We start from the raw sequence: 19,491 nt of genomic DNA, 5'->3' as shown, positions 1-19,491 counted from the left end.
TTATAACATACCAATGCTTCCATTGGTCAATCCGAATCCCTTTTAATTCATTGATTTGTGATCAAATTTATAAACATTAAAAATGATGAAAAAAATCGCATTGACCTTATTTTTTTGTGTATTCACACTAATTGTAAAATCACAAAATCTAATTGAAAAACCACAGAATCCAAGTGTAGAAAAATCAATTTTAGGTATTCAAATTGGATTTGCAGGATTATGGATTTATAATGAATTTAAACTATCAAATCAGTTTACATTGCGGACGGAATTAGGTCTTGATGCTTACGAAAATGATGATTTCTATCCAGATACAGGTTTTCTGTTAACAACAGTTATTTCGTTAGAACCTCGATGGTATTATAATTTTGATAGACGATTAAGTAAATCAAAACGAATCGACAATAATAGTGGTAATTTCTTTGCGCTGAAAACAAGTTTTCATTGGGATGATTTACTAATTAAGTTTGGGGGCGATAGTAATGTTAATATCGTTAATAACTTATCAATAATTCCTACTTGGGGTATTAGAAGAAATATAGGAACGCATTTTAATTATGAAACTGGTATTGGGATTGGTTATATTCACTTCTTTTCTAAAAATTCTGGATTTACAAAAGATAAAGGTGAAGCTGCAATAAATCTACACTTTCGAATTGGGTATCACTTTTAGTAATATAAAAGCTGGTATTTTTAAGAAAAAAGAAAGCAAAATATTATATTTAGTGAGGTAACATTATAGTATATTTTAGAACGCAAATTAAGATTTGAAAGACACACAAGGAAAAGCTATTATTATTGGAGGAACTTCTGGTATTGGAAGAGGTTTAGCAGAAATACTGTTAGAAAATAGTTGGATGGTGGGTGTAACTGGTCGTAGGATTGAACTACTTAATCAAATAAAAGAAAAATCTGATAACCGAATTATAATCCAAGAACACGATATCACAGAAATAAATAGTTCGGATAAAAAAATGGAAGCTCTTTTTAACCAAATGGAAGCAGTTGATTTAGTGATTGTTTCTTCTGGTATTTCAGAATTAAATCAAGAATTGGATTGGGAAACTGAAAACAAAATAATACAAACGAATGTAAATGGGATTTCTAAAGTGTATGAATTCGTGTTTTCTAAGTTCAAAAAACAGGGCTACGGTCACCTTGTTGGAATTTCATCTATTGCCTCTTTAAGAGGTAATAGGTATTGTCCTTCGTATAGTGCATCAAAAGCTTTTCAAGCAAATTATCTCGAAGCGCTAAGATGTATTGCAAAAAATGAAAAATTAGATATACAGATTACCGATGTACAACCTGGTTTTGTAGACACACCAATGGCCAAAGGAGATGGACTATTTTGGGTAGCTTCTGTAAAAAAAGCTTCCGCTCAAATCTATGCAGCAATCCTAAAACAAAAAAGAAAAGTTTACGTCACCAAAAGGTGGAGATTAATCGCCTGGGTTATGAAGCTTGCTCCAAATTGGATCTTAGAAAAAATGTAAAGAACACACTACAAATAGAACTGCAATCCATCCAGAAAGTGAGTTAATAGTACTCTGCAAATCCTTGCAAATTTTGTATTCGGTTTCTGTTTGTTTAATTAAATGCTTCCAATATATTAGCAGAAAGGTATATATTAAGTAACATAATGACATGTCAATAGCTAAAATAGGAATAGTAACAGTGAGCGATCGAGCTAACGCAGGTATTTATGAAGATATCAGTGGAAAAGCAATTATAAATACATTGACTGATTATCTTACTTCTCAATGGACAGAAGTGTATAAAATAGTTCCCGATGAACAAGAAGTTATTGAACAAGCTCTTATCGAATTAGTAGATCAAGAGAAATGCTGTTTAGTAATTACTACTGGTGGTACAGGTCCCGCTAAAAGAGATGTTACCCCAGAAGCTACCGAAGCAGTTTGTGATAGGATGATGCCTGGTTTTGGGGAACTTGTGAGGGCAGAGTCTTTAAAGTTCGTACCAACTGCGATTCTTTCCCGACAGACTGCCGGACTCAGAAGTAGTAGTTTAATTATTAATCTCCCTGGAAAACCAAAATCAATCAAAGAATGTTTGGACGCTGTTTTTCCTGCTGTCCCATATTGTATCGATCTCATGAATGGACCATTTTTAGAATGTAATGAGGATGTTATTAAACCATTTAGACCAAAGAAAAAATAGAGTTGAATTAAAAACATTATGAATAAACTATAAATACAATAATCATTCATGTTTTGACCGCATTTTTAATTAAAACCAAATATTTCATAAAATTATGCTTACCTTAAATATTATAAATTGATAAAAAAGAATGAATGATCTTTAATGAAATTTGGAACAAGCACGAAAGTCATTTGTTAAACTTTATCAAAACAAAAGTTAGTGACCAATGCATTGCGGAAGATATTTTACAAGAAGTTAGTATAAAACTGCTTGACAATATAAATCGAAAGACCGCAATCAAAAACTATAAAACTTGGCTCTTTCAAGTGTGTAGAAATACAATTGCAGATTATTATAGAAAAAACAAAAAGCATTTTGAATTATCTATAAATGATTCTGAAATCGAAATCAACTCAAATACTTGTGTTTGTGATTTATCTGAGTTTGTGATTCAAACTTATTTGCCAGAAAAGTATAGTAAACCTCTTTATTTAAGTGATATTAAACAAAAATCACAAAAAGAAATTGCTCAAATACTTAATTTAAGTTTGACAGCAACAAAGTCAAGAATACAAAGAGCACGTAAAAAACTAAAGGAAATAATCAATGAATGTGTTGATATTAACTATAACGATCGAGGTGAAATCTTCGATTTTCAATTAAAAAAAGGATGTGAACTTCCATCTGAATTAAGAGCAGAAATAGACAGAATAAATTTAATTCTATAATCTTGCATCTTTTTACTTTCTCTTTACGACTACAAGAGAAAAGTACTTAAATGAAACATAAAATAATATCCTTAACAGCAATCCCGCTATTATTAGTTATAATAAGTATAATAGGTTTTCTAACATTGGAGAATAATTGGAACTTTGAATTGACATCGTATTCAGTATTCCTTTTTACTCTCTTTTATATTTTAATTTTAGAACGTATTATACCTTTAAAAAAAGATTGGAAACCCAAAAAACGGCTTATCCTGACAGATATTAAACACTTAGTTTTTTCAATAGCAATTTTTGATGCTTTAGGAAAAATGTTTGCTCTATCATTAACTATTTACTTACAAGAAAAAAAATTTATAGCCTTTGATTTTTGGGATTCTTTACCCTTTATTGTTGTACTTATTATTGCTAATTTAATAGGAGATTTTCTTCCTTATTTATATCACAGGATTAGTCATAAAGGGAATCCTAATTCATACATAAGTATTTTGTTATGGAAAGTTCATTCCATACACCATCTACCTAAAAGCTTAAACTGGTTCAAGACTAATTGGATACATCCAATTAATATGTTTTTAAACACATTTCTTAAAATGACACCAATTTTATTGTTAGGCTTTAATAGCGAAATTATCTTTTTAGTTGGCATTATACACGCGGTAGTTGCGTACATATCTCACGCAAATATTAAAACAGCAAAAAGTTTTTGGGATTATTTAATAGTTACACCACAAATCCATCATTTTCATCATAGTGCCAACACAGAAGAGGCAAAAAACTTCGGTAACACCTTACCATTTTGGGATTTATTATTTGGCACTTATTTTAATAGAAAAGGAGCTGTTAATAAAGTTGGAGTTTTTGAAGAGGAGCATACAGACTACCCGTCAGATACTAATTATGTGAAACAACTTTTATACCCTATAAAGGTCACAAAAAAATGTTGCATATAAATACTTTCTTATTATGAAATGACCAAACACATCGAATTTCAAAAATAAAAGTTAAAAGATTTTTTATTACTAACCGATTGTTTAGTTTTGTTCTGTTTTAATAAAACAATGGCAAGAAAAAAACAATATATAGAATCAGAAGTTATTGATAAAGCTATGAACTTATTCTGGCGTAATGGATATGAGAGTACGTCCATGCAAATGCTAGAAAAGGAAATGGGTATTAATAAATTTTCTATCTATTCGAGTTTTGGTAGTAAACACGGGCTATTTCTGGAAAGCCTAAAAAGTTACAAAAGAAAGGTTAACAACATTTTTGAAAAATTCAGACAATCTTCTAATGGTGTAGATGATATTAAAGAATTCTTTTATGATTCCGTAAAAATCTGTAATCAACAAGGTAATGAAAAGGGATGTATGGTAACGAATACCTATAATGAATTCTCTGGAAAAGAAGATGAATTAATCAATGATGAGATGACTAAGTTTATGGAAGATCTTAAAAAATTGTTTATTACTAAGTTAAGTACCGATACGACCAAAAAGCAAAATGATATTTTAAAACAAGCCAACTTTTTATTATTAGCTAAGCACGGTCTAGCCGCTGCATCTAAAGTAAATAGTAAAAAAGAAATTGAAGACTATATTGAAATGACATTTAGTAGTCTATAGCATTTTTTTTTAATAATAACTAAACGATTGTTTAGTTATAAATGATAATTATATATAACAATAAAATTTAAAATCATGACAACATTAAAAGTAAACACAATCGAATCAGCACCAGAAGAGAGTAAAGCCTCTTTAGAACAATCTGTAAAATCTTTTGGCATGTTACCAGGATTACATGGTGTTTTAGCTTCTGCTCCAGAAGTATTGGAAGCTTATAAAACATTACACAGTGCTTTTCAAAATTCATCATTTAATGCTGAAGAACTTACGGTAGTTTGGCAAACAATTAATGTAGAACACGAATGTCATTATTGCGTTCCTGCTCATACAGGTATTGCTCACATGATGAAAGTAGACTCTGCATTAACTGAAGCTCTTAGAAATAGAACAACAATGCCTAACGAAAAACTACAAGTATTACACGATTTTACTCTAAAAGTAGTTCGTAACCGTGGACATGTAACACAAGAAGATTTAAATACATTTTATGCTGCTGGTTATGGAGAAAGACAAGTGTTAGAAGTTATTTTAGGACTATCACAGAAGGTAATTAGTAATTATACCAATCATATCGCCAACACACCGGTTGATGAAGCGTTTCAAAAATTTGCTTGGGAAGCACAAAAAGTGTAATGCCAAAAACAGATACGTCCAATCCTTATTACTTAAGGTTTGGACGTATCCTATTATAATATTAATTATCAATGTTATTTAAGTATCCAATCAAGAATTAAAAAATTAAAATGTAACAAATACTACTTTCTACATACCAATAAATAAAACATCTGTATATGAATATCTAGGTGTCCAAAAAAACTAAATGATAAGAATTAACTGGAAAAAAGATCTTTTTTCGTCTAAGTATAGACTGCAATCTCACAATCAAAACGTAGGAGAATTCGATCAGCATTCTTTTAGGAATTTTTCAATTGGAAAATTAAATGACACTAAACTCAAATTTGAAAAGAAGGGATTTTTTAATTCAGAAACGCACATCATAGACCTGAATTTAAATCAACCTATCGGGAGTATTAAATTTAGTAACTGGGGAAGCGGAACTACTATTTCACTTAACGGGAACAACTATAGGTGGAACTATGATAATTTCTGGCACTCTAAATGGAGTATCTCTCAAAATCAAAAAAGATTAATTCATTATAACAGCTCAACTACAAGTGGTCTAATTGAATCTTCAGTTGATAGTGAATCTTTAATGTTATGCGGACTTTTTGTTCATAATTATTATATACTAACATTAGTTATCATTTCTACATTCATCATCATAATATCAACAAGCTGATAAAATAATTATTGCATCCTAAACCATAAAGAATTTAGATTTTACACTAATATTTATTCTATTTTTATAGTGTTCTAAGATACTTGAGTTCTCAGTTTAGATAAAAAAACAATAGTTTGCGAAAATTTATTTTTGAAAAAAGGAAGTATGGATTCGAATTACTGATGGATTTGCATAGGTTCGAAAATAATCCAAATGTATTTTTTGAACCCAAGCCTCAAACAACTGACTTTTTTGAAATCATGATTTTTGAAAAAGCAAGTGGAGCTATTGAATTAAATGGACATTTTATAGAAATTGCAGATAATAGCTTTTTCTTCATCTCCCCTTTTCAGACTAAAAGTTGTAAGATTTCTCTAAATCAACTAAAAGGATTTCATCTTGTATTTCAAAGTGATTTTTTATCTGATTTTTTTAATGATGCTCTGTTTACTTACCGATTACAGTATTTTTACAACACTCAATATCCTCAATATTTATGTTTAAAAGATGCTGATTTTAATATTATAAAAATCGCTTTTAACGAAATTATCACTGAGATAAATGATTATCAAAACGATAGCGCTCACATATTACGTTCTCTACTATATTTCTCATTATCCAAGCTAAACCGGTTATATTCTAATTTCTACCATATCTCTCCAGACACACAATCTAACACCGTAATTTATAGATTTAAGGCCTTACTAGAACAGAATATTAGAAATCTACATACGGTAGCAGATTATTGCAATCTACTTAATGTTACACGACATCAGCTTAATACATTAGCAAAAGAATATACTAAACATACTACAAGAGAAATAATTAACAATAGATTACTTCTAGAAATAAAAACAGAATTGCGTTATTCTAATAAAACCATTGCAGAAATTTCTGATGCTTTACACTTCAGTGAACCTAATAATTTGACTCGTTTTTTTCAAAAATTAACAGGAACAAGTCCAACAACATATAGGAAAAATTACCAAAACGATAGATTTTGATTGTAAATTGATACGGGATTTAAACAAATTCAATCAGATATTTGCAAATAAAAAATCATGGTAAAATTTTCTTCATCATTCATCTTATCCTTATGTTTTTTAGTCTCCTTCTCACAGAGCTCTAAAACAAAAATTGAAATGATCGCCTCCAACTGGAATACTACAAAAGAAGCAACTTTCGAAAAATTCGACAATAGAGAAACCCTAGTATTAAAAAAAGGAAGAATTACTGTAAAAAATCAGAAATTTACTAACGGTACTATTGAGGTTGATGTATATGCCAACACTATTAGAAGTTTTGCAGGAATTACCTTTAGAAAAAAAGATAATACCATGGAAGAAGTTTATATGAGACTTCACAAAACAAACCAAGCAGATGCGATACAATACACTCCTATTTTTAATAATGAATCTAACTGGCAGTTATATAGAGAACACCAAGCCAACGTATTATTTAAGAATAAAGGATGGAATACACTTCGTATAGAAGTAAATAATGACCAAGCTAAAGTTTTTGTGAACAATGAAGAAGTGATGAGCATTTCTAATTTAAGAACGGATAATATATCAGGTGAAATTGGTTTATTTGCCCTATTCACTAACAGATTTTCTAATTTTAGGATAACCCCAAAAGAATCTAGTGAAGTACCTGAAAAGACTGAAGAAACACCAACCGACCTCAACATTATAAAAAAATGGAAAATTACTGAGGCAAAACTATTCGATCGAAAAAATCTTAATTTTAAAAATTTTTTAAAGGAAGAATACATTACTGTTACTACAGAAAAATCAGGGTTATTACCTATTTCCAAATACATTAAAAAAGCTTCTTCTGGAAACTTTGAACAAAATACCGAAGATTATACCATTGCATTTACAAATATTTATTCAGAAAAAGAGGAAACAAAGCTTTTCTCATTTGATTATAGTGATACAATACTAGTTTATTTAAACGGTAAAATCATTTTTGAAGGTAAAAATGGATTTAGAACAAAAGGAATTCAATATATGGGACACTTAGATATTAATACCAATACATTATACATGCCACTTAAAAAAGGTAATAACACAATTCATTGTGTCGTTATAGATAAAGCAAATGGATGGGGGCTTATGGCAAAAATGCAATAAGATTTCTTACGATAAGTAAATAACAAACTAAATAAGGCAAACGTTCTAAAATCCTATAAATATGTAATGAATAAATATAGATCGCACTATTTAATGTGAAAAAGATCCGTTGCATATAGGATAATTATGGAGTAAGATTGTATTTTTATGATTTTCATCAATCAAACAATCAAACAATGACCCATATAGAAACACCTCATTGGAGTTTATCTAGCAAAATTTTTCTACGATTTATATTTCTATACCTTTTATTCTATATATATCCATATGGATTCGAATATATACGAGAACTAGATACCTCCGATATTTCTTTTTGGCAGGGGATCACTGTATGGTTTGGGGAAACTTTTCTTAGTTGGGAGTTTGATAAACAAAACCTTCTAAACGGTTTTGATTCTAAATACGATTATAGTAGGTTTCTATTAATTACAGTACTTTCTATAATTGGCACTATAGTTTGGATGCTCATTGACACTAAATTTAAACTTAATTATAATCAAAAATTAAAAACTCTTACAAGGACTATTCTTAGATATCATATTGGATTAACTCTTATAATCTATGGATTAGCAAAGGTTTTTATGCTTCAGTTTGGTGAAATGGATCTGGATCGATTAGAAAACACTATTGGTAATCATAATGGTATGAGTTATCTATGGACATTTATGAGTTATTCTAAATTCTACACAATGACTACTGGTTGGGTAGAAGTAATAGGTGGTGTTCTCCTATTATTTAGAAGATCCACTTTTATTGGCGCTTTTATTTTATTTATAGCCATGATCAATGTTGTAATTATCGACATTGGTTATGATGTAAGAGTAAAAATGTTCGCTATTCATCTTTTAGTTATGACTGTTTTACTAATTAGTAATGACCTGAAAAGGATGATTAACTTTTTTATACTTAACAAGCCTACAGTACCGATTATCGAACTACCACTGTTTACTAATCCAAAGACAAAAAAGATCGGATATATCCTTAAAGCTTGTATATTACTATATTTCACTATTTCTAGTTCAATAAACTTCTCTAATAGAATTAAGAGTCAAACGGCAAATAGGTATCCTAGTATGACAGGGTTTCACCAAGTGGAAATTCAGATGGTAAATGGTGATACGATACCTAAGTCTACTAATATTCGATGGAAGAACATCTCCATTAATGGAAGTTCATATAGACCAGAAACTTTAAAAATAATTCAAGAAGATAAAAAACAACTGTATTTTCTCTTTGAAGCGGATACAATAAAAAGGACCATTGACTTTCATGAATATAATGATTCAGAAAAGAAAGCAAATTCATTTACTTATGATCGACTAGATGATAACGTATTCATTTTTAAAGGCTCTTATAAAGGTGATTCTATTTGGATTAGAACTAAAGCTAAAACGTTTAAGAACTATCGATTGACAAAAAGTGGAATGCGATGGATAACTGATCTTACAAAATAAAACTCTTCAATATTAAAATACATAAGTACCAATTCCTCGAGAGATATAACTCGGAAGGAAGACTGTACTATATATTATAAAACGATACATATATATAAGTAAATAAATTTAGAGCAACCATTGTTAATTTAGCAAATATTATTACCAAATTCTTCTACCCTAGTTAAAAAAATAACAGTTAAATTTCTTTTATTTTTCTAAAAAACACCTCCAAACCCCAGTGTTTTCGTTAAAATATGTTAAAATAGTACCTTTTTATACATAGTACTGTAACAAAAATGAAACATCTGCGTCTAGTAAGTATATAACAATTTAAAACAATAGAAATTATGAGAATATTAGATAGTAATCAAATCAGTAAAAAATTAAAAAACACAAACGGAAATATCTGGAATGCTAAAAGACGTTATAGATAATCCATAACAATAAAAGTATTCATCAATCAATCATCAATTCAATCAAAAAACAAAACATTATGAGAACATTAGACAATAATCAAATCAGTAAAAAATTAAAAAACACAAACGGAAATATCTGGAATGCTAAAAGACGTTATAGATAATCCATAACAATAAAAGTATTCATCAATCAATCATCAATTCAATCAAAAAACAAAACATTATGAGAACATTAGACAATAATCAAATCAGTAAAAAATTAAAAAACACAAACGGAAATATCTGGAATGCTAAAAGACGTTATAGATAATCCATAACAATCAAAATATTCATCAATCAATCATCAATTCAATCAAAAAACAAAACATTATGAGAACATTAGACAGTAATCAAATCAGTAAAAAATTAAAAAACACAAACGGAAATATCTGGAACGCTAAAAGACGTTATAGATAATCCATAACAATCAAAATATTCATCAATCAATCATTAATTCAATCAAAAAACAAAACATTATGAGAACATTAGACAGTAATCAAATCAGTAAAAAATTAAAAAACACAAACGGAAATATCTGGAATGCTAAAAGACGTTATAGGTAATTCGGAAATCTAATTATTCATCAATCAAAAACTAATCATCATGAGAACTTTACAAAACATACGAAACATATCACGAAATAGTGGTACTCCGCAATATAGCAGATTCGTAAATTATATCACGCAATTCTACGATTATGAAGGAAATATTATTACTGGAAACAAACGGTACACTTACCAAGTTGAACGATAAAACAATAAACTGAATTATGGTATAAATTCCATAATTCAGTTTTATTTTTTATATCCACTAAACTCTACATCTTTTCTAAACCATTCTTCTTTCTCCCAACTATGATCCAATGTTATTTTATAATTAACAATACTGGTAACATCAGCTATCAAATCTTGTTTCATAAATTCTAAATAATGTGGCTTAACAATATATCCACCCCAATAATCAGGTTTAGTAATTTCTTTATTCCTAAATTGAATTCTATATTTTTTCAAACGTTCCTCTAATACGTTTCGAGAAACGATTACTTCGCTTTGATTAGATACCCAAGCACTTAATTTACTTCCTTCTGGACGAGATTCAAAATATCCTTCTGAAATATTTTCTGAAAGCTTCTCTGCCCTACCTAAAATTAATATTTGGCGTTTTGAGTTCACCCAATTAAACAGTAAAGAAACTTTACTGTCATTTGCGATAGCTTTTCCTTTTTCGCTATTGTAGTTTGTAAAAAACAGAAACCCTTCCCAAGTAAATTTTTTAAGCAATACTACCCTACTTTTAGGAAAACCATCCAAACCTTTTGTCGACAATATCATGGCGTTCGTTTCATCTTCGGGATATGATTTATCTACTTCAAAAAACCATTTCTGAAAATGTTCTATTGGATTGTGATCATCAGATCTATACATCATTGTTTGAGTTTTATCTTTCTTCCGATATAATTGGTTAAAATGGTTACATAAATAATTACAGAAATAGAGCTTAACGGCATTAGTATAGCCGCCACAATAGGAGATAGTTGCCCAGTAACAGCAAAATACAACCCTATAACATTATATAAGAAAGATAAAACAAAACTTGATTTAATGACCTTCATTGTCTTTCTAGAAATTATTAAATATTGTGGAATTTTGTCAAATTGCGAAGCATCTAAAATAGCATCGCAGGCTGGAGAAAAAACATTCACATTCTCGGAAATAGCAATCCCTACATTACTTTGCGCCAAAGCACCTGCATCATTAAGACCATCGCCTATCATAATTACTTTTTGTCCAGATTCTTGTAATGATTTGATATAATCTAATTTATCATCTGGCTTATGATTAAACTTTAATGTCGTTTTTTCTGGAAGTATATTTTTCAAATGTTCTCTTTCTCCTTCGTTATCTCCAGAAAGAATAGATAGTTTATATCCGCTATTAAGAATATCAAAAACATTCTTAATATTCTTTCTGTATTGGTTATGAAAAACATATCTCCCTTTATATTTATCATTCGTACTTATGTGCACATTGGTGTTTTGTGTTTCTGAAAATTGATTATTTCCAACAAAGTTCGAAGAACCTATTTTAATAGTACTTTCAGATATCTTGGCCTCAATTCCTTTTCCTATGTGTTCCTGATATTCATCAAGCGTATAAATATCGTGATCTTCTAGTATTTTATATAATGCTCTACTTAGTGGATGATTAGAAGCTCTTAGGCTATTTTTAAGTAATGATTCTTCTTCAGAAGTTAACTCGACTCCCTGATACTCGATATTACTTTCAGTATTAGTAGTAATAGTTCCAGTTTTATCAAATATTATACTATCCATTTGAGCTAATCGCTCTATTACATCCGCATTCCTTAAATAAAATTTATTTTTTCCAAAAATCCGCAACATATTCCCCAAAGCAAAAGGTCTAGCTAACGCCAATGCACAAGGACAAGCAATAATCAAAACAGCAGTAAAAACATTAATAGCTTTATTGATATCAATAAAGAACCAAAAAAGGGTTGTGATTACGGCAATGCTCAAAATAATAAGTGTGAAATATTTACTAACCGCATCTGTTAGATTAGTAAAACCGATAGACTTATCTTTTTTAAATACATCATTACTCCATAAACTCGTAAGATAACTTTGTTCTATAGTTTTAGTGGCTTCAATTTCTATAGCTCCATACAATTGCTTTCCTCCTGCAAAGAGTTTATCACCTGATACTTTGTCAACCCATTCACTTTCTCCGGTTACAAAACTATAATCGATTCTTGCTCTTCCTTTAATCAATACAGCATCTACAGGTATTAGCTCTTCATTACGTATAAGTAATCGGTCACCTTCTTTGATGTCATACAGCTGAATACCTTCTTCAATATATTTCTTATTGTTTTTAGTACGAACTAATCTTGTAACTGCAATTGGAAAATAGGATTTATAATCTCTTTCAAAAGATAAAAAAGAATAGGTTTTTTGTTGAAAAAATTTACCTAACAATAAGAAAAACACCAACCCAGTCAAACTATCAAAAAAGCCTGTTCCCAAATCAAATATAATTTCAGAGGTGCTTCGAATAAAAAGTACTGCAATACCCAATGCTATAGGCACATCTATATTCAATATTTTAGATTTTAGTCCCTTATATGCAGAAATAAAATAATCCTGAGCTGCATAGAAAACAACAGGTAACGAGAAGGCAAACATTAACCAACGGAATACATGTTTATACTGTTCTAACCAATATTCTGATACCTCAAAATACTCAGGAAAAGATAAAAACATAACATTACCAAATGCAAATCCAGCAATTCCTAACTTATATATCAAACTTCTGATATTATTCTTTTTACCTTCTGAATAATCATCTAAGCTTATATATGGCTCATAACCAATCGAATTAAGAAGTATAATAACTTTTTTTAGCGATGATTTTTCTTTATTAAAGGTGATTCGAACTGTCTTCTTTGGAAAATTGACCTGTGAATTAATAATAGAAGGTTCTAACTTATGTAGATTCTCTAAAACCCAAATACATGAGCTACAATGTATATCAGGAATATAAAGTGTACAAATTGCTGTAGTATCATCACTAAACTCAATTAATTTTTCTGCGATAGAAATAGTATCAAGATAATTATATTTTTTTTCAATCTCTTTAGGAATGTTACCAGGTGCAGATTGTAGATCATAATAACAATCTAAATTATTACTAGAAAAAATATCATATACTGTTTTACATCCATTACAGCAGAATGTTTTCTGATCGTACGTAATTCCTAATGCAGCATCACAATCACTTCCACAATGATAACATGTAGATTCTATCATAAGTATCTAATTTGAAATACAAAAATGAAAAAGACAACAAGTATATAATATGATAAAAATCATAGTTTTAGCTCTAACGAAGATTTAGTTTTGGAATATCACTTTAAAACTACTGATGATGAAACGGATTCTATTACCAACTGATTTTTCTGACAATTCTTGGAATGCTATTGACTACGCTACAGAACTCTTTAAAGATGAAGACTGTATCTTCTTTCTATTAAATGCTTATAGTAAGATTATTTATGAATCAGTGCATATTTCCGATGTACCTCACAAGCGAAGTATTGAAAATACTATAAAAACGAATGCTATAACCAACCTAGAACATATAAAGAAAACTATTAAACACACTACCATCAATGAAAGACATAAGTTTAATATCATTGCATCGTTTGGAACGCTAACTGAAGTAATACAAGAGTTTGTGAAATCTAAAAAAATAGATCTTGTCATTATGGGAACAAAAGGTGCATCCGGAACAAAAGAGGTATTTATGGGTAGTAATACTGTTCGTATTATTAATACTATCAAAAATTGTCCTGTTATAGCCGTTCCCGAAAACTTTACCTATATATCAAAACCATCGGAGATTACATTTGCTACAGATTTCACTCATTTCTATAGCAAAGAAGAGCTTCAACCTATAGTAGAATTAGCAAAATCATTTGACGCAACCATTAGAATAGTTTATATACAACAACAAAAGGGTGTTCTAACAGAAGAACAAAAATTTAATTTAAGAATGCTTCAAAAATACTTTAAAGACATTACCTATTATCAACACACCCTTTCTAAAAGCGACTCAATTTCAAAATCAATACAGGTTTTCTCTGAAGAGCTTGACATTTATCTACTTGCTATGCTAAATTATAAACATAGCTTTATGGACAGACTTACTAGAGAACCTGTAATTAAAAATATGGCATTCCATACGCAAATACCCTTATTGGTAATTCCTGAATTGGGTATTAGTTCTGCCCTTTCTAAGACTATAAAAAGTAATTCTAAACTAGAAGAAATTAAATAGTATTTCAAACTTTCTTAAATAAGAATAATTGGTCATTATTATTACTAATAATGACCAATTATAACAATCAAAGTTGTTGTTTAGATCTTCATATTTTTTATTAGAAAACAACCAAAGCATATTAATTATCAATCAGGATAACTGATCTTTTAAAAGTAAGTAGCTGATAAAAGTCATAGTTTTAAATTCTATTCTTCTCTAGTTTTGAGAAAACAACTAATAATAGTTAGAATAATGAGAAAAATATTAATTCCCACGGATTTTTCAGAAAATGCAATGAATGCAATTAAATATGCAACAGAGCTATTTAAATATGAAAAGAGTGAGTTTTTTATCTTTCATGCCTATGCAGATGAAGTATATGATAGTAATGAGCTAGTTTCTAGAGAAACTTTAGAAAAACTAAAAGAACAGACACACAAAAACTCTGATAACCAGTTAGAAAAAATACTATCTACACTGCTTACGATTTCTCCAAACCCTAGGCATGAATATAAAATCTTATCAATTTTTGGAACACTCGTAGATGAAGCTAATGATCTCGTTGATCGAGAAAATATAGACATCCTTATTATGGGCACCAAAGGTAAAACAGATGATCGTGACATTACATTTGGGAGCAATACATTACAAGTACTTAAATATGTAAAATCTCCTGTATTAGTAATACCAGAAAATTATAAGTATCAACAACCAAAAAACATTCTTTTCCCTACAGATTATATGTTGCCTTATAAAAGACGAGAATTAAAATTACTCAGTACATTGTCTAAAAGTTTTAGATCTTCTATTAATTTTTTATATGTGTCGAAATATAAAAAACTTTCTATTCGACAAGAAGATAATAAAGTCTTTATTCGAGAATGTTTACCAGATGCAGAAATATTCTTTCATACTATTGATGATAAAGATGTAACTACGGCTACAAATCAATTTATTGAAAAAAACGAAATCAACATGTTAGTTATGGTAAACTCTAGACATTCATATCTGGAATGTGTATTACACCAATCCACCATAGATCAGATTGGGTTACATATAAAAATACCATTTCTAACTATGCAAAATTTACAACGAAATTAAATTACAAGAATTATGAAACGGATTCTATTACCAACTGATTTTTCTGATAATGCATATAACGCAATACGATATGCGATGCAATTTTTCAGAAACGAAAAATGCACATTTTACCTCCTTAACACCTTTACACCAGTGTCATATAACATAGGATATCTTATAGAAAATCCAATGCCATATGGTTTGGAAGATATCGCAAGGATGAATTCAGAAAAAGAGATCGAACTTATAGAGACTAAAATAAAAGAAGAGTTCAACAACTCAAAACATAGTTTTGAAAGAATTTCTGCCTTTAATATGTTAATTAATGAGATTAAAGATACAGTAGAGCGTTATGATATAGATTTGATCGTAATGGGGACCAAAGGAACAACAGGTGCCAAAGAAATATTTATTGGAACCCATACCATGTATACAATCAAAAATGTAACATGTCCTGTATTAGCAGTGCCTTCTGGTTTCGAGTTTGAAGAACCAAAAGAAATCCTCTTCCCTACAGATTATTACCTTAGTTCAACTAATAAATATCTTTCTTTTATAAAAAACATCTGTGATAATCACACATCAAGACTACATATTCTTAATGCATATTATGGTATCCCATTAGATAAAGATCAGGAAAAGATAAAAGATTTCGTGGATAACTATTTTAAAAACAATGCTCATATTTTTCATATAGCAGATGGCATGGATGTTATAGAAGCGATTGAAGATTTCCAAAAAATGAATATCATAAATATGCTTGTTATGGTACATAATAAACATTCTTTTTTTGAAAACCTTTTGTTTAAACCTGTAATTAATCAAATAGCACATCACACTAACATTCCATTTTTAGTAATCCCTTCAGAAAAAAGAATAGGATCAAATAAAAAAAGTGATCACATCGACATAAAAGGAAAAGAAAAAGAGAACCAAAATATAATCATATAACAAAAAGTCAGAATAGTTAGGTGAATAAGAATACGTTATAGAAAGATGAAAAAAATATTAGTAACAACAGATTTTTCTAACAAAGCTTGGAATGCTCTTGTATATATCCTTGAATTATATAAGAACATTCCTTGCGAACTTCATATTCTTAATACGTATGATCTAAATTCTGCCCAATTAGTTACTACGGTAAGCTCACAAAGAGTTGGTCATTTCTATACATCTATCAAGATAATGTCAGAAGATCGATTAAAAAAAACTCTAGAAGATATTCAAAACACCAAACTCTCTAAAAATCATACATTTCAGACAGTTTCTAAACCTGGTTCATTAACCAAAGTTTTAAGACAAATGACTGCACAGTACAAGTTTGACTTGATTCTAATGGGTTCCAAAAAAGTTTCAAATTCGAAACAATTATTCTTAGGAAGTACTGTAAAAAGAGTTTTAGAAAGTGAATTTAACTCCCCTATCCTTATAATTCCTGAAGATGTAATTTTTAAGCCAATTAATAATATAGCATTTGCTACAAATTTCGAAAGGATTTATTATAAATCAGAAATTAATCCAATTATTGATTTAGCCAAACACAATAATGCCACTGTTAAAATGGTCTGTGTTTACGATGGATCAAAACTAAATACAGTACAACATTATAACACCACCACTCTAGAGGGCTTTTTCAGAAATGTGAAATTTGATTTTCACATGATACCAGATTCTTCTAATATAGAAATTGGAATTCAATCTTTCATAGAAGAACAAGAAATAGACCTATTAGCAATGATTACATATAAGCATAATTTTATTGAACGTCTAACCAGAGAAGCTGTTATCAAAAAAATAACATTCCACACCAAAATTCCTTTCCTAGTAATTCCCGCAGATCATATCTAACTATAGAGATAATTAATTAGTAATCACCTCCAAAAAGGTACTGTTATTTTATTTCAAATATGAGAATTATCATAGTATTCATAGTGTTTAAAAAATACTTTTATAGTAAATAAACAAAACTAAAAAACAATGAAAAGAATACTTGTTCCCACCGATTTTTCAGACAACGCATATAGTGCTCTTTTTTATGCTACAAGATTATTCCAGAATCAACCGTGTCAATTTTATATTCTTAATACTTTCGAAGTCAATACACCAGTACTTACTGGTAGAATTGATACAAGCAAAGGAGATGCAACATATCAAAAACTAAGTGCGACATCTATTGACGCTTTAGCAACAACATTTCATTCAATCGTTAGAGATTCGGAAGATCTTAAACATACCTTCGAAACTATCTCTATATCAAAAGATTTAACAGAAACAATTAACAAAACTATCAAAAATAAGGATATTGATTTGGTCGTTATGGGTACAAAAGGAGTTACTGGTGCTGCCTCTCTTTTTATGGGAAGTAATACCGTAAAAGTGGTACAAAAAATAAAACATTGTCCTGTTTTAATTGTTCCTAATGAGTTTGATTTTGATAAACCAATAGAAATTGCATTTCCTACTGATTTTAAACGTTTTTATCTAGAAGCAGAAATAAAGCCATTATTGGATATCGCCTCTTTATTTGATTCCAACATACGTATTTTTCATATCAACGAAGATGAAAATTTAGACGATATACAAGAATATAATTATAATCTATTGAAACGACATCTTTCAAAATTCACCCATAGTATACATTGGATTTCTAAAACTGGACAAAAGACTTCACTAATCAATGAATTCATTGATGAATTTGATATCAACTTGGCTATTATGATTAATTACAAACATAGTTTAATAGAAACCATAACACATGAACCTGTAATTAAAAAAATAGGATTCCATCCATCCATACCTTTTTTGGTAATTCCTGATGCTACCTGATAATTATCATATTTTTTAACTATGATCAATTATATATTTATCTCATTAATCTTTAAAAACCGATCTGATGAAAAAGAAAATTTTATTACCAACGGATTTTTCTAAAAATGCATGGAACGCAATAAGTTACGCAATCGAATTATATAAAAATGAAGAATGTGATTTTTATATTCTTAATGCATTTAATGCTACTGGATATGCTTTAGAAAGTATGATGATTCCTGAACCAGGAGAAAAGATGTATGACGAAGCTAAGGAAAAATCAGAAAAAGGATTAGGAAAAATATTACAACGCCTTTCTTTTAGAGATGAATCTACAAATCATAAGTTTATTATGATTTCTCAATTCAATAGTTTACTAGAAAGTATAAAAGATATAGTAAATAAACAAGATATCGAAATGGTAATCATGGGAACTAAAGGATCCACAAACGCAAGTGATATTATATACGGTAGTAATGCTATTCAGGTCATGGAGAAAATAAGAAACTGTCCAGTGATGACAATTCCTGAAAATACAATCTACAAAGAACCAAAAGAAATCGTGTTTCCTACTGATTACAAGACACAAGTAAAACGTCGAGAATTACAATATCTAATTGAAATTGCAAAAATTAGCAATGCAGCTATACGTTTTTTACACGTTTCTGAAGAAGATACTTTAGATGAAGAGCAAATAAATAATCAAAACTTGTTAAAAGAATATTTTGAACATATACCTCACACATTTCATACGCTACATAATGTAGATGTAAAAGGAGGACTCAGTGCTTTTGTAGAAAGTAGAAATAGTGATCTGATTACTTTTATAAACAGAAAACATTCTTTCTTCGGAAGTATATTTTCCAGACCCCTGGTTAAAAATTTAGGATACTATTCTAAAGTACCAGTATTAGCATTACACGATATTAAAAATTAAATCAAAT

General features: G+C 29.3%; 20 protein-coding genes. 18 read left to right on the top strand and 2 right to left on the bottom strand.

The window, feature by feature from the left end; all coding sequences use genetic code 11:
- The first annotated feature begins 82 nt into the window (after positions 1–82).
- From D1815_RS21285 to D1815_RS23795, 12 genes are all read left to right on the top strand, one after another.
- Complete coding sequence (locus D1815_RS21285) at positions 83–673, top strand: hypothetical protein (protein WP_233557560.1); 591 nt, start codon at positions 83–85, stop codon at positions 671–673.
- Between the two features lie 94 nt (positions 674–767).
- Positions 768–1,496 (top strand): SDR family NAD(P)-dependent oxidoreductase, encoded by a 729-nt coding sequence (locus D1815_RS21280; RefSeq protein WP_118389288.1) that lies wholly within the window; start codon positions 768–770, stop codon positions 1,494–1,496.
- A 151-nt stretch (positions 1,497–1,647) separates the two neighbouring features.
- Entirely contained in the window at positions 1,648–2,181 is a 534-nt protein-coding gene (mog, locus tag D1815_RS21275; protein WP_118389286.1) for a molybdopterin adenylyltransferase, read from the top strand.
- A gap of 134 nt (positions 2,182–2,315) precedes the next feature.
- A complete protein-coding gene (locus D1815_RS21270) occupies positions 2,316–2,891 on the top strand; it encodes a sigma-70 family RNA polymerase sigma factor (protein WP_118389284.1) in 576 nt (191 codons plus the stop codon).
- A gap of 50 nt (positions 2,892–2,941) precedes the next feature.
- Positions 2,942–3,841 carry a sterol desaturase family protein gene (locus D1815_RS21265; RefSeq protein WP_118389282.1) on the top strand — a complete coding sequence of 300 codons (900 nt, stop codon included), beginning with the start codon at positions 2,942–2,944 and terminating at the stop codon, positions 3,839–3,841.
- Positions 3,842–3,949: 108 nt separating this feature from the next.
- Entirely contained in the window at positions 3,950–4,513 is a 564-nt protein-coding gene (locus D1815_RS21260; RefSeq protein WP_027395823.1) for a TetR/AcrR family transcriptional regulator, read from the top strand.
- A 75-nt stretch (positions 4,514–4,588) separates the two neighbouring features.
- Complete coding sequence (locus D1815_RS21255; RefSeq protein WP_118389279.1) at positions 4,589–5,146, top strand: carboxymuconolactone decarboxylase family protein; 558 nt, start codon at positions 4,589–4,591, stop codon at positions 5,144–5,146.
- Positions 5,147–5,333: 187 nt separating this feature from the next.
- The gene (locus D1815_RS21250) at positions 5,334–5,813 is read left to right on the top strand and encodes a hypothetical protein (RefSeq protein ID WP_118389277.1); all 480 of its coding nucleotides are present in this window, start codon (positions 5,334–5,336) and stop codon (positions 5,811–5,813) included.
- A 116-nt stretch (positions 5,814–5,929) separates the two neighbouring features.
- Positions 5,930–6,799 carry an AraC family transcriptional regulator gene (locus D1815_RS21245; RefSeq protein WP_027395826.1) on the top strand — a complete coding sequence of 290 codons (870 nt, stop codon included), beginning with the start codon at positions 5,930–5,932 and terminating at the stop codon, positions 6,797–6,799.
- 138 nt (positions 6,800–6,937) lie between these two features.
- Positions 6,938–7,930 (top strand): family 16 glycoside hydrolase, encoded by a 993-nt coding sequence (locus tag D1815_RS21240; RefSeq protein ID WP_233557646.1) that lies wholly within the window; start codon positions 6,938–6,940, stop codon positions 7,928–7,930.
- A gap of 176 nt (positions 7,931–8,106) precedes the next feature.
- A complete protein-coding gene (locus D1815_RS21235; RefSeq protein WP_118389273.1) occupies positions 8,107–9,384 on the top strand; it encodes a DoxX family protein in 1,278 nt (425 codons plus the stop codon).
- 1,040 nt (positions 9,385–10,424) lie between these two features.
- Entirely contained in the window at positions 10,425–10,574 is a 150-nt protein-coding gene (locus D1815_RS23795; RefSeq protein ID WP_155839795.1) for a hypothetical protein, read from the top strand.
- A gap of 41 nt (positions 10,575–10,615) precedes the next feature.
- On the opposite strand, the gene pdxH is transcribed toward D1815_RS23795, so the two are convergent.
- Both pdxH and D1815_RS21225 read right to left on the bottom strand, forming a co-directional pair.
- Complete coding sequence (gene pdxH / locus D1815_RS21230; RefSeq protein WP_118389271.1) at positions 10,616–11,248, bottom strand: pyridoxamine 5'-phosphate oxidase; 633 nt, start codon at positions 11,246–11,248, stop codon at positions 10,616–10,618.
- Complete coding sequence (locus tag D1815_RS21225) at positions 11,245–13,647, bottom strand: heavy metal translocating P-type ATPase metal-binding domain-containing protein (protein WP_118389268.1); 2,403 nt, start codon at positions 13,645–13,647, stop codon at positions 11,245–11,247. The genes pdxH and D1815_RS21225 overlap by 4 nt, the downstream gene beginning before the upstream one ends.
- A gap of 118 nt (positions 13,648–13,765) precedes the next feature.
- Here D1815_RS21225 and D1815_RS21220 point away from each other — a divergent pair, with 118 nt between their 5' ends.
- From D1815_RS21220 to D1815_RS21195, 6 genes are all read left to right on the top strand, one after another.
- Entirely contained in the window at positions 13,766–14,677 is a 912-nt protein-coding gene (locus D1815_RS21220) for a universal stress protein (RefSeq protein WP_118389266.1), read from the top strand.
- 234 nt (positions 14,678–14,911) lie between these two features.
- Entirely contained in the window at positions 14,912–15,760 is an 849-nt protein-coding gene (locus D1815_RS21215) for a universal stress protein (RefSeq protein ID WP_027395831.1), read from the top strand.
- A gap of 12 nt (positions 15,761–15,772) precedes the next feature.
- Entirely contained in the window at positions 15,773–16,690 is a 918-nt protein-coding gene (locus D1815_RS21210; protein ID WP_118389264.1) for a universal stress protein, read from the top strand.
- 45 nt (positions 16,691–16,735) lie between these two features.
- Complete coding sequence (locus tag D1815_RS21205) at positions 16,736–17,587, top strand: universal stress protein (protein WP_118389262.1); 852 nt, start codon at positions 16,736–16,738, stop codon at positions 17,585–17,587.
- Between the two features lie 129 nt (positions 17,588–17,716).
- The gene (locus tag D1815_RS21200) at positions 17,717–18,565 is read left to right on the top strand and encodes a universal stress protein (RefSeq protein ID WP_027395833.1); all 849 of its coding nucleotides are present in this window, start codon (positions 17,717–17,719) and stop codon (positions 18,563–18,565) included.
- A 67-nt stretch (positions 18,566–18,632) separates the two neighbouring features.
- The gene (locus D1815_RS21195; RefSeq protein WP_027395834.1) at positions 18,633–19,484 is read left to right on the top strand and encodes a universal stress protein; all 852 of its coding nucleotides are present in this window, start codon (positions 18,633–18,635) and stop codon (positions 19,482–19,484) included.
- The last annotated feature ends 7 nt before the right edge of the window (positions 19,485–19,491 follow it).

The organism is Aquimarina sp. AD1 (assembly GCF_003443695.1).
GTDB classification, from domain to species: Bacteria; Bacteroidota; Bacteroidia; order Flavobacteriales; family Flavobacteriaceae; genus Aquimarina; species Aquimarina latercula.
This window is presented reverse-complemented; position numbering and strand designations above follow the sequence as displayed.

Coding starts and splice junctions, on each gene's coding strand:
- D1815_RS21285 (WP_233557560.1), top strand. CDS start 83: ATGATGAAAAAAATCGCATTGACCTTATTTTTTTGTGTATTCACACTA.
- D1815_RS21240 (WP_233557646.1), top strand. CDS start 6,938: ATGATCGCCTCCAACTGGAATACTACAAAAGAAGCAACTTTCGAAAAA.
- pdxH (WP_118389271.1), bottom strand. CDS start 11,248: ATGATGTATAGATCTGATGATCACAATCCAATAGAACATTTTCAGAAA.
- D1815_RS21225 (WP_118389268.1), bottom strand. CDS start 13,647: ATGATAGAATCTACATGTTATCATTGTGGAAGTGATTGTGATGCTGCA.
- mog (WP_118389286.1), top strand. CDS start 1,648: ATGTCAATAGCTAAAATAGGAATAGTAACAGTGAGCGATCGAGCTAAC.
- D1815_RS21205 (WP_118389262.1), top strand. CDS start 16,736: ATGAAAAAAATATTAGTAACAACAGATTTTTCTAACAAAGCTTGGAAT.
- D1815_RS21260 (WP_027395823.1), top strand. CDS start 3,950: ATGGCAAGAAAAAAACAATATATAGAATCAGAAGTTATTGATAAAGCT.
- D1815_RS21195 (WP_027395834.1), top strand. CDS start 18,633: ATGAAAAAGAAAATTTTATTACCAACGGATTTTTCTAAAAATGCATGG.
- D1815_RS21210 (WP_118389264.1), top strand. CDS start 15,773: ATGAAACGGATTCTATTACCAACTGATTTTTCTGATAATGCATATAAC.
- D1815_RS21250 (WP_118389277.1), top strand. CDS start 5,334: ATGATAAGAATTAACTGGAAAAAAGATCTTTTTTCGTCTAAGTATAGA.
- D1815_RS21255 (WP_118389279.1), top strand. CDS start 4,589: ATGACAACATTAAAAGTAAACACAATCGAATCAGCACCAGAAGAGAGT.
- D1815_RS23795 (WP_155839795.1), top strand. CDS start 10,425: ATGAGAACTTTACAAAACATACGAAACATATCACGAAATAGTGGTACT.
- D1815_RS21215 (WP_027395831.1), top strand. CDS start 14,912: ATGAGAAAAATATTAATTCCCACGGATTTTTCAGAAAATGCAATGAAT.
- D1815_RS21265 (WP_118389282.1), top strand. CDS start 2,942: ATGAAACATAAAATAATATCCTTAACAGCAATCCCGCTATTATTAGTT.
- D1815_RS21270 (WP_118389284.1), top strand. CDS start 2,316: ATGATCTTTAATGAAATTTGGAACAAGCACGAAAGTCATTTGTTAAAC.
- D1815_RS21200 (WP_027395833.1), top strand. CDS start 17,717: ATGAAAAGAATACTTGTTCCCACCGATTTTTCAGACAACGCATATAGT.
- D1815_RS21235 (WP_118389273.1), top strand. CDS start 8,107: ATGACCCATATAGAAACACCTCATTGGAGTTTATCTAGCAAAATTTTT.
- D1815_RS21220 (WP_118389266.1), top strand. CDS start 13,766: ATGAAACGGATTCTATTACCAACTGATTTTTCTGACAATTCTTGGAAT.